The organism is Rhodococcus sp. ARC_M12 (assembly GCF_022810385.1).
Classification (GTDB): domain Bacteria; phylum Actinomycetota; class Actinomycetes; order Mycobacteriales; family Mycobacteriaceae; genus Rhodococcoides; species Rhodococcoides navarretei.
Genome location: NZ_JALGQI010000002.1, coordinates 217,195 through 230,080 on the forward strand (window position 1 = coordinate 217,195; position 12,886 = coordinate 230,080).

At 65.8% G+C, this 12,886-nt stretch carries 11 protein-coding genes; 4 read left to right on the forward strand and 7 right to left on the reverse strand.

The annotated features are described in order from the left end of the window. Positions 1-357: 357 nt before the first annotated feature. On the forward strand, positions 358-999 hold the full coding sequence (locus tag MTX35_RS04615) for an FABP family protein (RefSeq protein ID WP_243593970.1): 642 nt from the start codon (positions 358-360) through the stop codon (positions 997-999). A 176-nt stretch (positions 1,000-1,175) separates the two neighbouring features. On the opposite strand, the gene MTX35_RS04620 is transcribed toward MTX35_RS04615, so the two are convergent. The 6 genes from MTX35_RS04620 to MTX35_RS04645 all read right to left on the reverse strand — a co-directional run bounded on the left by MTX35_RS04620 (position 1,176) and on the right by MTX35_RS04645 (position 9,310). Beyond that, entirely contained in the window at positions 1,176-2,777 is a 1,602-nt protein-coding gene (locus MTX35_RS04620) for an ATP-binding cassette domain-containing protein (RefSeq protein WP_243593833.1), read from the reverse strand. Beyond that, a complete protein-coding gene (cydD, locus tag MTX35_RS04625) occupies positions 2,770-4,458 on the reverse strand; it encodes a thiol reductant ABC exporter subunit CydD (RefSeq protein WP_243593834.1) in 1,689 nt (562 codons plus the stop codon). The genes MTX35_RS04620 and cydD overlap by 8 nt, the downstream gene beginning before the upstream one ends. Next, a complete protein-coding gene (gene cydB / locus MTX35_RS04630; RefSeq protein WP_243593835.1) occupies positions 4,455-5,492 on the reverse strand; it encodes a cytochrome d ubiquinol oxidase subunit II in 1,038 nt (345 codons plus the stop codon). Before cydB ends, cydD begins: the two co-directional genes overlap by 4 nt. A 9-nt stretch (positions 5,493-5,501) precedes the next feature. Then, complete coding sequence (locus tag MTX35_RS04635) at positions 5,502-6,989, reverse strand: cytochrome ubiquinol oxidase subunit I (RefSeq protein ID WP_243593836.1); 1,488 nt, start codon at positions 6,987-6,989, stop codon at positions 5,502-5,504. Positions 6,990-7,120: 131 nt separating this feature from the next. Then, a complete protein-coding gene (locus tag MTX35_RS04640) occupies positions 7,121-7,987 on the reverse strand; it encodes an aminodeoxychorismate lyase (protein ID WP_243593837.1) in 867 nt (288 codons plus the stop codon). Positions 7,988-8,011: 24 nt separating this feature from the next. Next, positions 8,012-9,310 carry a dicarboxylate/amino acid:cation symporter gene (locus MTX35_RS04645; protein ID WP_243593838.1) on the reverse strand — a complete coding sequence of 433 codons (1,299 nt, stop codon included), beginning with the start codon at positions 9,308-9,310 and terminating at the stop codon, positions 8,012-8,014. A gap of 111 nt (positions 9,311-9,421) precedes the next feature. Between MTX35_RS04645 and MTX35_RS04650 the strand changes: the two genes are divergently transcribed. From MTX35_RS04650 to MTX35_RS04660, 3 genes are all read left to right on the forward strand, one after another. Beyond that, positions 9,422-10,570 (forward strand): folate-binding protein YgfZ, encoded by a 1,149-nt coding sequence (locus MTX35_RS04650; protein WP_279395658.1) that lies wholly within the window; start codon positions 9,422-9,424, stop codon positions 10,568-10,570. Continuing rightward, positions 10,567-11,205: an MOSC domain-containing protein gene (locus tag MTX35_RS04655; RefSeq protein ID WP_243593840.1), complete on the forward strand. Its 639-nt coding sequence runs from the start codon at positions 10,567-10,569 to the stop codon at positions 11,203-11,205. Before MTX35_RS04650 ends, MTX35_RS04655 begins: the two co-directional genes overlap by 4 nt. A gap of 247 nt (positions 11,206-11,452) precedes the next feature. Then, entirely contained in the window at positions 11,453-11,647 is a 195-nt protein-coding gene (locus MTX35_RS04660) for a DUF3073 domain-containing protein (RefSeq protein WP_008719426.1), read from the forward strand. Positions 11,648-11,720: 73 nt separating this feature from the next. Here the strand turns inward: MTX35_RS04660 and purM are convergent, their stop codons facing one another. After that, positions 11,721-12,821 (reverse strand): phosphoribosylformylglycinamidine cyclo-ligase, encoded by a 1,101-nt coding sequence (gene purM / locus MTX35_RS04665; protein WP_243593841.1) that lies wholly within the window; start codon positions 12,819-12,821, stop codon positions 11,721-11,723. Positions 12,822-12,886 lie beyond the last annotated feature (65 nt).

Genomic DNA, 12,886 nt, shown 5'->3' on the forward strand with positions numbered 1-12,886 from the left:
GCGAAACACAAGTGAACAACATCGGGAATTGATCCTGTACCACCCGACGCCCCTCGAAGAAGGTACCTGCTCGCCGGGAATTCTCCACCACTACGGGTGATCCAGCCCACTCGTATCCTCGAATCCGGTTATATGTCACCAAGGACACATGCCGGATTCGGGCCGCTGTTCTCCACGATGATCGCCGCGGGTTAAACTCGCACTCGTGGTCATCTTCTTCGAGGTATTGCTGGCGCTTGCGGCAGTAGCCATCATCGCGTTCTCGCTCTATGTCGTCTACCGACTGGTCAACGACGAGTCGTGACAGAACCGGTCGCGGGGCAACCAAGCAATGGTGACGAGGGCCTCGACACCCCCATCACCAGCGGTGACGAAGCGATAGCGGCAGCCGAACAGAAGTTCGCCGAGGCGTCGACGCGCAATGTTCCGGTCCTGCCGGACATCCCGCATCCCGACGACACCGCCAATGTCCGCCTCGGCCCCGATCTGCATCCCTCCATGCTCGCCCTGCTGCCGCTCGTCGGTGTGTGGCGCGGCGAGGGTGAGGGGCACGACCCGGAGTCCGGCACCGACTACCCCTTCGGTCAGCAGATCATCGTCACCCACGACGGCGGTAGCTACCTGAGCTGGGAATCGCGGTCGTGGCGTCTCGATTCCGACGGCAACTTCGCACATCCGGACCTCCGCGAGACCGGATTCTGGCGCATGAGTGGGGGCCACGGCGAAAAGGGCTCCGAGAACGAAGAGGTCGTCGAACTGCTGCTGACTCACAGCACCGGCGTCGTCGAGCTGTATTACGGCCACGCACTCACCCAGTCGTCCTGGGAGCTCGCCACCGACGTCGTCATCCGCAGCACATCGGGCGCATTGGTGGGCGGGGCCCGACGGCTCTACGGCATCGTCGAGGGCGGAGACCTCGCGTACGTCGAGGAACGCGTCGTCGCCGACGGCCCACTGGCGCCGCGGTTGTCCGCTCGCCTGTCGCGCTACATCGGCTGACTCTCACCTACCCACTGCACGCGAACGGCCCCCGAGCCATACCTGCTTTCAGGTCCCGACCGGACAGGTCGGGGGCTCGGGGGCCGGGTAGCTGCCTGGGATTCGCCTGCCGCTCGCGCGGTCTTCCGAGTGAATCCGTCAGCGATTGCGGCTAGCTGACAGCCACCTCACGCGTCCTAGAGTTCATCAACTTCAGACCACCTCCTCTCTCGTGTACTCCCAACGTACGCCGGAGATTCCGAGTCGGCAAAGGGTTTTTTCTCCGGGTCTGCGCCGAGATCGATCACCTGGTCCGCGTCGGTGTTCTCCGGCAATTGATGGGTGACGACCACCACGGTTCGGTCGGCACCGAACAGGCCACCGTCGGTGGTGAGCAACTCCCGCAGTATGCGTTCGCCGGAGGCTCCATCGAGATGTTCCGTCGGCTCGTCCAGCAGCACGATCGGCGCCGTACTGAGCAGAGCGCGCGCCAACAGCAGTCTGCGTCGCTCGCCCCCGGAGACCGCCTGCGCGCCGCCGACCAGCGTGGTGTGCACTCCCAGCGGCAGAGCGTCGAGCCACGGGCCGAGGCCGACGCGCCGCAGTGCGTCCGTTGCCTGTTCTTCGTCGACGTCGCCGCGCACCACCCTCAGGTTCTCCAGAATCGAGGTGTCGAACAGATGCGCGTCCTCGGCGAACAGTGCTGCCTCCGAACCGTATTCCTCGGCCAGAGCGCGCAGCATCGTGGTCTTCCCCGATCCGCTGGGCCCGATGAGAGCGCTGCGCGCATGTGCGCGGAAATTCGTAGCAGGGGTCGAAGTTCCACTCACATGCGGCGGAGCCGCATCGAGCATCGCCATGATTCGAGTTGCCGCGATTCGTCCACGCATCAGGGCGATCGCCGCGCCCGGCAGTGCCGCGGTCGCCTCGAAGGCCGCCAGCGGGACCAACACGATGATCGCCAAGGCCATCGGGGTCATGCCGCCTGGAGTGCCTCCGGTCGGTCCGTACAGCCCGATGCCGACGAGCAAGGACCCGATCACCGACGCCCCGATGGACAACGGCCCGGCCGCATCGGCCAGCGCCGACGGCCGCGCCGCACGGTCGCGGGCGATCACCGAATCCTGTGCTGCCCCTGCGGCTTCGGCGAGCGTCGCGTCGAGCCGTCCGGCCACTCGCAGTTCTGCGGCATGGTCGAGTGCTCGGACGGCGGTCTCGGCGAAACGGGCGTCGGCGTCGGCCCCGGCCTCTTCGGCGATCCGTGCGGACCGCGCGGCCAGGATCGGTGCGCCCACGCCCGCGACCAGCAACGCCACCGCCAGGATCGACGCGGCAGCCGGCGCGATACCTGCGAGCAGTCCCACGGCCGCGAGCATCATCACGACGCTGACGCAGATGGGGACGATCGCCCGTACGACCACGTCGCCGAGCACGTCGACGTCCGCCCCGGTGCGAGCCAGGACGTCACCGCGCCGCAGAGCGAGTGTGCCGTCTCCGTTCGCCAATTTCTCGTAGATCCTCGTGCGCGCTGCCGTCGTACCGCGCAGTGCCGCGTCGTGGGTGGTCAACCGTTCGAGGTAGCGGAACACCCCGCGCGAAATGCCCAGTGCTCGAACGGCTACCACTGCCACGGTCAGGTCCATCACCGGAGGCATCTGCCACGCTCGGGTGATCAACCATGCAGACAGCGCAGCGAGTGCCAGTGCGCTGCCGAGCGTTGCCACCCCGGCCGCCGACGCCAGCGCCACCCGCCGCGGTGACAGCTCGAACAGGGCCAGCGCTCGTCGTAGGTCAGACATGATCGAACTCCCGTACCGTCGGCGTGCTGCTTCGCGCCTCGACGACACGATCTGCTGCCTGCAGCACCGACCGCCGGTGGCCGACCATCACCACGGTGACGCCTCGGTCCGCTGCGTCTCGAACAGCCTGCAGCACAGTCCGTTCACTCTCCGTGTCCAAGTGTGCCGTCGGCTCGTCCAACACCATCACCGGAGCGTCGGCCACGAAGGTTCGCGTCAGGGCCAGGCGTTGCAGCTCGCCGAGGGAGAGTCCCACTCCGCCCTGTCCGACGCGAGTGTTCCAGCCGTTCGGGTGATCTCGCAGTACGGCGCCGAAACCCGAAGCGCGGCAGGCTGCGTCCAACGCATCGGCGTCGGGCACCCCGTGCAGGACGACATTCTCGTAGAGCGTGCCGGGAAGCAGCACCGGCCGCTGCGGAAGCCACGCGACCTGCGCCCACCACCGGTCGAGGTCGAGATCGACCACAGGCACTCCGCCGACGAGAACCGCGCCGCTCGTCGGAGTCGTCAGCCCCAGAACGGCATGCAGTGCAGTCGATTTACCCGAGCCGTTCGGGCCGGTGAGTACCGTGATGGTGCCCGCCCGACACAGCGCACTCAGCCCTGCCGGAGCGTCGCCGTCCCGACTCTCGACGGTGAGCCCGACGAGTTCGATGTCCGCGGCCGTAGCGTCGACGGTGCGCCCACCGGTCGGCTGCGTCGTTCGCCGATCCAGTACTCGGAATGCGCGGTCGGCGGCCTCGGCGCCGTCCTCCGCTGCGTGGAACTGGGTACCGACGGCACGCAACGGGAAATACACCTCGGGCGCGAGGATCAACGCGATGATTCCTGCTTCGAGGGTCATCTCCCCGAACACCAAGCGCAATCCGATACCGACGGCCACCAGCGCGACACACAGGGTCGCGAGCAACTCGAGCACCATCGACGACAGGAAGGCAACCTTCAACGCGCGCATCGTCGTTCGTCGATGGGCGTCGCCGAGTGCTCGGATGCGGGCGGCCGGTCCGTGTTCACGGCGCAGTGCGCGCAAGGTCGGTAGACCGGCCAGGAGATCGAGCATCTGCGCAGACAACCGGGTCATCGTGGCGAGCGTCGCCGCGGCCCGGCCCTTGGTCAACAAGCCGATCAGGATCATGAAGATGGGGATGAGCGGCAAGGTCACCGCGATGACCACCGCCGAGGTCACGTCCTGGGTGACGATGACGACCAGCACCAGTGGTGTGACGACGGCGGCCAGCACCAATGCCGGCAGGTATCCGGTCAGATACGCCCGCAGTCCCCCGATGGCTCGGGTCACCACGACGGCCAGTTCTTCCCGTTCGGCGTCGAGCTCGCGAGGATCGAATCGCGTTGCTGCGGTGAGCACGTCGACTTCGAGTTCGGCCACCACCCGCGACGCCGACCGGTGCGCGTACCGGGACTGGGCTCCGGTCGCGAGCACTCGAACAGCTGTTGCGCCCGCCAGCACCGCCAGTTCCGTCGTCCAGACCGACAGCGATCTGGCTGTCGGGTCGGTGATGACACCGGCCAGTACGCGGCCGAGGGTCAACGCACTCACGACGATGCAGAGCGTGACGACGGTGGACAGCGCGACCGTGACCATCATGTAGCCACGCGCGGGCCGAGAGTACTTCCAGAGTCTGGGATCGATCGGCCCCCGTGAGCGAGCGGGAGTGGTCACGACTTCACCGTCAATCCGATCGAGTCCGGGATCCGATCACTCGAAATGCGTTGGCGGAATACCCAGTACGTCCACGCCTGGTACCCGAGGACAACCGGTGCTGCGAATGCCGCGGCCCAGGTCATCACCTTCAGCGTGTACGGACTGGACGACGCGTTCGCGATCGTGAGATCGAAGGCGGCATCGGTACTCGACGGCATGACGTTGGGGAACAGGGATGCGAACAGCAGCACGACGACGGCCACGATGGCGATGCTGGTGAAGACGAAGGCCCAGCCTTCCCGTACTTTCGCGGTCAGTGCGACGACGAGAAGCAGGGCGACCGCGGCCACGCCGACGAGTATCCACGTCCAGGTCTTCCCGTGCGCGAGTTGGGTCCACAGAGCGAATGTCCCGCCGACGAGAACGGCCGGAACCGACAGGCGTGCTGCGATTTTCACCGAGTCCTCGTGCACGTCGCCGGAGGTCTTGAGTGCGATGAACACTGCACCGTGCAGGGCGAACACCAGTGCCATGGTGGCTCCGCCGAGTAGGGCGTAGGGATTGAGCAGGTCGAAGAAGCCGGCGGTGACCTTCTTGTTCTCGTCGATCGCGACCCCGCGCACGATGTTCGCGAAGGCGACACCCCACAGCACCGCCGGAACCCAGGAACCGATGCCGATGCCGATATCGCAGCGTCGACGCCATAGCGGGTCGTCGATCTTGCCGCGCCACTCGATGGCGCAGATCCGCAGGATCAGGGCCACCAGGATGAGCAGCAGCGGGAGATAGAAGCCGGAGAACAGTGTGGCGTACCACTCGGGGAAGGCGGCGAACAGCGCTCCGCCCGCAGTGATGAGCCACACCTCGTTGCCGTCCCAGACGGGTCCGATGGTGTTGAGCACGGTACGGCGACGCTTCTCCCCGGTCGCGGCGTCGGGGTGCCGTCCCAGAATGGGCATGAGCATGCCGACGCCGAAGTCGAAGCCTTCGAGCACGAAGTAGCCGACGAAGAAGAACGCGATGACGAAGAACCAGAATTCGGGCAGTGACATTGCTATCCCCTAGTACGCGAACGAGAGCTGTTTGGGCTCTTCGTCTTCCGAGTCCGGCGGGTCGACGTGCGGATGCGCGTCGTGGTCGAGAGGTCCTTCGATGACGTACCGGCGAAGCAGGTAGAACCACACGCCGCCCAGTGCCGCGTAGAGCAGGGTGAAGGTGACCAGCGAGGCGACGACCAAGCCGACGGGATGGTCCGAGACACCTTGGTCGACGGTGAGCCGGATCTGATCGACACCCGACAGGTTGGGTGCGACAACCCATGGCTGCCGGCCCATTTCGGTGAAGATCCAGCCGGCGCTGTTGGCCAGGAACGGCGTCGGGATCGCCGCGAGGCTCAGCCATGAGAACCATTTCTGGTCGGGCACTCGACCCCCTCGGGTGACCCACAGTCCCGCGATGGCGAGCAAGGCCGATCCGGCGGCAAGTCCGATCATCATTCGGAAGGCCCAATAGGTGACGAACAGGTTCGGCTTGTAGTTGCCCGGTCCGAATTGCTGCTCGTACTGCTCCTGCAACTGGTTGACGCCCTGCACGGTGGCCCCGAAGTCGTTCTCCGCCAGGAACGAGGTGAGGCCGGGTATCGCGATGAGGTGCACCACGGATTCACAGTTGTTGTGGGTTCCGACGGTCAGCAGCGAGAAGCTGGCTCCGGTCTCGGTGTCGCACAGCGATTCCGCCGAGGCCATCTTCATCGGCTGCTGCTCGAACATCAGCTTGCCCTGGATGTCGCCGGTGATGGCCAGTGCGCCACCTGCGACGATCATGATGACGAAGGACATGCGGGCGGCCGGACGAAACATGCTGCGCGAGTTGGATTCCCGAAGCGGATCCTGTGGTCCGACGCCACCCTTGTTCTTGCGGGCCTCACGGACCATCCACCAGCCGGAGATTCCGGCGACGAAGGTGGCCGCAGTGAGGAACGCTCCTGCCACGGCGTGCGGAAATGCCGCCAGCGCGGTGTTGTTGGTGAGCAGGGCCCAGATGTCGGTCAGCTCCGCGCGGCCGGTCTCCTCGTTGTAGATCGCGCCGACGGGATGCTGCATCCAGGAATTGGCCGCGATGATGAAGTAGGCCGAGGCGTTGACGCCGATGGCGACGAGCCAAATGGTCGCCAGGTGCACGAGTTTCGGAAGGCGGCTCCAGCCGAAGATCCACAGTCCGAGGAAAGTGGATTCGAGGAAGAAGGCCACCAGTCCCTCGAGGGCGAGTGGTGCGCCGAAGACGTCACCGACGAAACGGGAGTACTCGCTCCAGTTCATACCGAACTGGAACTCCTGCACGATGCCGGTGGCGACGCCGAGGGCGAAGTTGATGAGGAACAGCTTGCCGAAGAACTTGGTCAGCCGATACCAGGAGTCCTTGCCGGTGATCACCCACATGGTCTGCATGGCGGCCACCATCGGAGCCAGCCCGATCGTGAGGGGAACCAGTATGAAGTGGTAGACGGTGGTGATACCGAACTGCCACCTCGAGACATCCAAGGCGTCCATCAGTACTCCGAACTCTCGTACCCGAGCTGTGACGGGCAACACCGCAGGTCAGGGCGTTGACCCGCGACGAATTCGACAGTACTACTACGAGTAGTAGTAGGGAAGAGTCTTACGACAGGGTCGTTGGACCCTTACGCCTTCTCGGGGGTCCGGACGGCCAGATCGACCATCTCCCGAACCTCGTCGCGCGGGCCGGGACGCCCGAGGACGACACCGTTCATCGACGCGACCCGAGCCGCGAGAGTCACCGAGGACACCAGCCAAACACCATCTGCGGCAATGAGATCCGCGGGATACAGGTGGCCGTGCGAACACGCCCACCCGGCAGCCTCGGCAACCCCGAACAACCCGGCGACCGTGGTTCCGGCGAGGATGCCCTGTTCCACAGAGGGTGTGACGAGAGTCTTACCGCGGGCGAGCACCACCGTCGAGCGCGGACCCTCGAGCACCCGCCCCTCACTGCTGAGATAGATCACATCGTCGGCCCCGAGCGTCGCGGCGTGCCGCAATGCGGCCATGTTCGTCGCGTAGGACAACGTCTTGGCCCCCGCGAGCTGCCACGGTGCACCCGCCGAGAAATCCACCGAGTAGCCGCGATCGAGCGTGATCACCGACACTCCGTCCGCACGCGCGCTCCGCACTCGTCCGGGAAGCGGCCCCACCGTCACGTAGGCAGTCGGGCCTCCCCCGCCCTCGCGTCCGCGGCTGAGCACGAGCCGGAGCACGCCCTCCTCCGTCGACGCCTCCGCCCACCGTTCGGTGGCCTGCTGCACGACCGCTCGCCACGCATCCAGGTCGGGAACGGGTAGATCCAATGCCTCGGCCGACCCCGCCAGTCGCGCCAGATGCAACTCCACCGCGCACGCCACCCCGTCCCGCACGAGCAGCGTCTCGAACACGCCGTCACCACGCACGGCCGCCAGATCGTCGGCGAACAGCAACGGCCGATTCGCGTCGTGCACCCGGCCGTCCAACGTCACCACTACCGACTCCGACATGGCCGTCACTGTAGAGCAGCGGGGTCAGTCCGCCCGATCCGCTTGGGCCATGACATCGCGGTACTCGTCGAGGTCGATCTCCTCGGCGACCACGACCTTGGTGCCGTCGTAGACCTCGCGGTCGATCTCGTCGTCGGCGTTGGCCACCAGCATCGCGACGAAGGTGTCTCCGTTGACGTTGAGGAAGGTGCGGAAGATTCCGGCGAACCAGTCCACGGCGATCAGCAGGCCGACGGCCTCGAACGGCAGATCCAGCGACGTCGCGAGGAACATCGCGACCACGGGAAATCCGCCCGGCACCGTGATGGTGCCCATGTTCAGCAGAATCGCCAGTCCCATTCCGAGAGCGATCTGGCCGAGGCTCAGCTCGATGTTGCCTGCCTGCGCGAGGAACATCACGACGATCATGTAGTTGAGCACCGCGCCGTACGACCCCATGGTCAGCCCGATCGACAGCGTGAAGTTGGCGACCTTCTGACTGACGCCGACCTTCTCCACGGTGTTCTTCAGCACCGTCGGGAACGTGACGGCGGAACTGGTGGTGGTGACGGCGATGACCGTCTGCTCGGTGAGCTTGGCCGGCAGCAACCTCGGGTCCAATCGGGTTCGTACCGTGACCACCACGACGAACAGCACGAACAGGATCAGCACGCCGAGCAGTGTCGTGCCCAGGTAGCTCAGTGCGGTGGAGACGACGGAGAATCCGACATCGCCTGCGAGCGCGGCGAGCAGACAGAAGACGCCGATCGGTGCAATCACCATCACCAGGCGAATCATGGTCAGCACAATCTGCTGGAACTGATCCATGAGCGTGAGAACCCCGGTGTCACCGGTCTTGGAGATGTGACTGCGCAGCGCGATTCCGAAGAGCAACGAGAAGACGATGATGGGCACCATCGTGGCCGTCGACATGGCGCTGAAGACGTTCGTCGAGACGAAGTTGAGCAACGTGTCCTGCCAGCCCAGCGCCTCGCCTGCCGCTTCTTCGAGACCGGGATCGAGTTCCTGGGTGAACACCATGCCTGCACCCGGCTGGATGAGGCTGCTGAGCACCCAGGCCAGGACCGCGGCCACGAAGGAGAACCCGATCATCCACTTGAACGTGCGAGCCGCGATCTTTCCCGTGCCGGTGCCGGACATCGACCCGGTCGCAACGATCACCGACGCCATCACCAGTGGAACGATCGACATCTGGATCAAGCGGATGAACAGGTCGCCGACGAACTTCAGGTTCGACGCCCAATCGCCGACGATCAGACCGAACACGATTCCGCCGACCGCGGCCAGGCCGATCTGCGCTGCCGGGTGCTTCAGATATTTCACGCGCTCAACGTAGGCGGGCCGAAACGCAGACAGATATCGGACGGGTTGCACGTATGTAAAACGTCCGCAACCCTCCGCAGACCGGTTCGTGCCCCGTCGGCCGTCGAGGACATGCCGGGCTGCTCCTACTATGGAGTGGTGTCCGATTCCGTGACGATCACCCCGAGTCCTCTTCTCACCCTCCCCGGTGCGGTTCCTTCCCCCGACGACAGCGTCGACGCCGGAGTGGCCTGGCACTACGGCAATCCGTTCGGCGAGCAACGCCACGCCGTGAGCGGGGCCGCCGTCATCGATCGATCCCATCGCTTCGTCCTCGCCATCAGCGGCGACGAACGGTTGAGCTGGCTGAACACGATCTCGAGCCAACTCGTCTCGAACCTGGCCGACGGCAGCTCGGCCGAGAATCTGAGCCTGGACGTCAACGGCCGCATCGAGCATCACTTCGTGCAGACCGACTCGGGCGGCGTCACGTACATCGACACCGAACGCGTGGCCGGCCCCGACCTGCTCTCGTTCCTGAAGAAGATGGTGTTCTGGGCCAAGGCCGAACCCCGTGAGGCCGACGAACTCGCCGTTCTCACCGTCCTCGGATCCGACGCGGCGTCGATTCTCGACAAAGCCGGCCTGCCCGCCCCGAGCGAGACCTACGGTGCGTCGGCGATCGACGGCGGCGGTTTCGTTCGGCGGATGCCGTGGCCGGGCGAGAACTCGTACGACGTGGTGATCCCCCGCGCGAACCTGGTCGACTGGTTCCTCCGACTTCGTGACGCCGGAGCCGGTCCCGCCGGAACCTGGGCGTTCGACGCCTTGCGCGTGGAATCGCTGCGTCCACGCGTGGGCGTGGACACCGACGAGAAGACCATCCCGCACGAGGTTCGGTGGATCGGTAGCGCCGCCGAGTTCGGCGCGGTGCATCTGGAGAAGGGCTGCTATCGCGGCCAGGAGACGGTCTCGCGCGTTCACAATCTCGGTCGCCCGCCGCGTCACCTGGTGTTGCTTCATCTCGACGGTTCGGCGGACGGCAGGCCCAGCACCGGCGATGCGGTCACCGCAGGCGGCCGCACGGTGGGGCGTCTGGGTACCGTCATCGACCACTTCGAGCTCGGCCCGATCGCGTTGGCTCTGCTCAAGCGGACGATTCCGGTCGACACCGCCCTCGAGGCGGGTCCGTGCGCGGCATCGATCGATCCTGATTCCATCCCGTCCTACGACGACGTCCAGGCCGGTCGCGCTGCCGTCGACCGCCTGCGCGGCCGGTGACCGGAACCGTTCTGGCGGTCTGCGTGGTGCACGCCGACGTGCCGTTCGGACGCCGCGCGGTGGTCGACAGCGGCATCGACAAGAGACCTGTCGACGGACCGGTGGACGTCCACGAGCTCGGCATCGGCGGCGATCACTGCCGGGACACGAAGTTCCACGGCGGGCTCGATCAGGCCGTCTACGCCTACGACGAGGCGGAGGCCCGGTACTGGGCCTCCGAGCTCGGGGTGCCGGTTCCGCCGGGTCGATTCGGCGAGAATCTCCGCACCGAGGGTGTACCGGTGACCGACGCGGTGATCGGGTCGCGGTGGCGCGTGGGAACGGTGACCTTGGAGGTGACGATCGCCCGCAAGCCCTGTGGGACGTTCGCTCGATGGATGGACGAGCCGAGGTGGATCCGTCGTTTCACGGATCGAGGTGATGTGGGGGCGTATCTCCGAGTCGTCGAACCGGGGGTGTTCGCCGGCGGTGACGCGGTTGCAGTGCAGTCCGTCCCGGAACACGGGGTGACGGTGCGCATGCTCTTCGAGGGGAAGGATGCGGTGGCGATGGCGACTCTGCTCGACGAGCCGGGATTGGCACCGAAGGTCTACCGCGACGCGGCGGGAGCACTGAAATCCGCGAGAAGGCCATAACGCGCAGCACGTAGTTTTCGTGTCGCGAAACGTAGATAGTTTGCCTGTGCACGGATATGTGCAGGTACAGGCAGCGTCGACCCCTGCCCCGGGCGTGTCGCGCCCGGTCGCATGCCACCGACACGAGGTGCCGTATGCGCATCGCGGCGATTCGCGCGCTAGAGTGTGTGCCAGGAAGAAATACCAACTCTAACGGGGCCGCCAAATTTCCCCAGGCCGCCCCGCAAGTCCGCGAGGGGGCACCGCCATGGGCCGAGGCAGGGCTAAGGCAAAGCAGACAAAAGTCGCTCGTGAGCTCAAGTACAGCTCGCCGACAACGGACTTGGAGAGTCTGCAGAAGGAACTCTCCGGTGGTTCGTCCAACTCCCATCGTGGCATCCACTCTGACTCGGATGTGCATTCCCGAGTCGAGGAAGACGAGTACGAGGACTGGCGACGCTAGTTTTGTGCACTGAACGACTGAGGGGGAGCCGCAGTGCGGCTCCCCCTCATTTGTTCGTGCGATAACGCCGCGATCAGAACCGCGGGTGGTTACCCAGCAACAGCGCACGCTCGTCGGCGACGTCCTTACCGGTCGCCTTCTTCACCGTGCCCAGCGTCCAGCAGTCGATGTGACGGGCGGTCAGCACTGCGAGGGCGCGGTCGACGTCCTCGGGTGCCACGATGGCCACCATGCCGACACCCATGTTGAACGTCTGCTCCATCTCGGCCCGCTCGACGCGTCCACGCTGCGCGATCAGCGAGAAGATCGGAGCCGGGCTCCACGTGGTGCGGTCGAGTTCGGCGACCAGGCCCTCGGGCATGACCCGTGAGAGGTTGTTCGCCAATCCGCCGCCGGTCACGTGGCAGAACGTGCGGACGTCGGTTTCCGCAGCGAGTGCGAGGCAATCCTTGGCGTAGATCTTGGTGGGTTCGAGCAGTTCCTCACCGAGCGTGCGACCGAACTCCTCGACGTGTCCGCCGAGATCCATGTGGTTGATCTCCAGCAGCACCTTGCGAGCGAGGGAGTAGCCGTTGGAGTGCAGGCCCGACGATCCCATGCCGATGACGACGTCACCGGGTCGCACCCGCTCGGGTCCGAGGATCGAATCCGCCTCGACGACGCCGATGCCGGTGGCCGAGAGGTCGTAATCGCCGTCGGCCATCAGTCCCGGGTGCTCGGCCGTCTCGCCGCCGAGCAGCGCGCAGCCGGCGATGACGCAGCCTTCTGCGATGCCCTTGACCAATTCCGCGACCTGCTCGGGAACCACGCGGCCCACGGCGATGTAGTCCTGCAGGAACAGTGGCTCGGCACCGCAGACGACGAGGTCGTCGACGACCATTGCGACCAGGTCGAGGCCGAGGGTGTCGTGCTTGCCGAGCGCCTGCGCCACGGCCACCTTGGTGCCGACGCCGTCGGTCGAGGCGGCCAGGACGGGCTCGCGGTAGTCGCCCTTGAGCGCGAAGAGGCCGGCGAAACCACCGAGACCGCCCATGACCTCGGGCCTGCTGGCCTTCTTGGCGAGCGGCGCGAACAGCTGCACTGCTCGATCTCCTGCGGCGATGTCGACCCCGGCCGCCGCGTAGGAGGCACCGCCCGAGTGAGTTGCGCTCGTGGGTTGGGATTCCTCGGTCATTCGGCTCCAGCCTGTGTACTCGATCATGTCAGCGCCCGTGACGGCACAGATAGCGCCCTAACGGT

Excerpts from the sequence above, each read along its gene's own strand:
- MTX35_RS04620 (WP_243593833.1), bottom strand. The coding sequence starts at position 2,777 with ATGTCTGACCTACGACGAGCGCTGGCCCTGTTCGAGCTGTCACCGCGG.
- cydB (WP_243593835.1), bottom strand. The coding sequence starts at position 5,492 with ATGTCACTGCCCGAATTCTGGTTCTTCGTCATCGCGTTCTTCTTCGTC.
- MTX35_RS04635 (WP_243593836.1), bottom strand. The coding sequence starts at position 6,989 with ATGGACGCCTTGGATGTCTCGAGGTGGCAGTTCGGTATCACCACCGTC.
- MTX35_RS04640 (WP_243593837.1), bottom strand. The coding sequence starts at position 7,987 with ATGTCGGAGTCGGTAGTGGTGACGTTGGACGGCCGGGTGCACGACGCG.
- MTX35_RS04650 (WP_279395658.1), top strand. The coding sequence starts at position 9,422 with ATGCCGGGCTGCTCCTACTATGGAGTGGTGTCCGATTCCGTGACGATC.
- MTX35_RS04660 (WP_008719426.1), top strand. The coding sequence starts at position 11,453 with ATGGGCCGAGGCAGGGCTAAGGCAAAGCAGACAAAAGTCGCTCGTGAG.
- purM (WP_243593841.1), bottom strand. The coding sequence starts at position 12,821 with ATGACCGAGGAATCCCAACCCACGAGCGCAACTCACTCGGGCGGTGCC.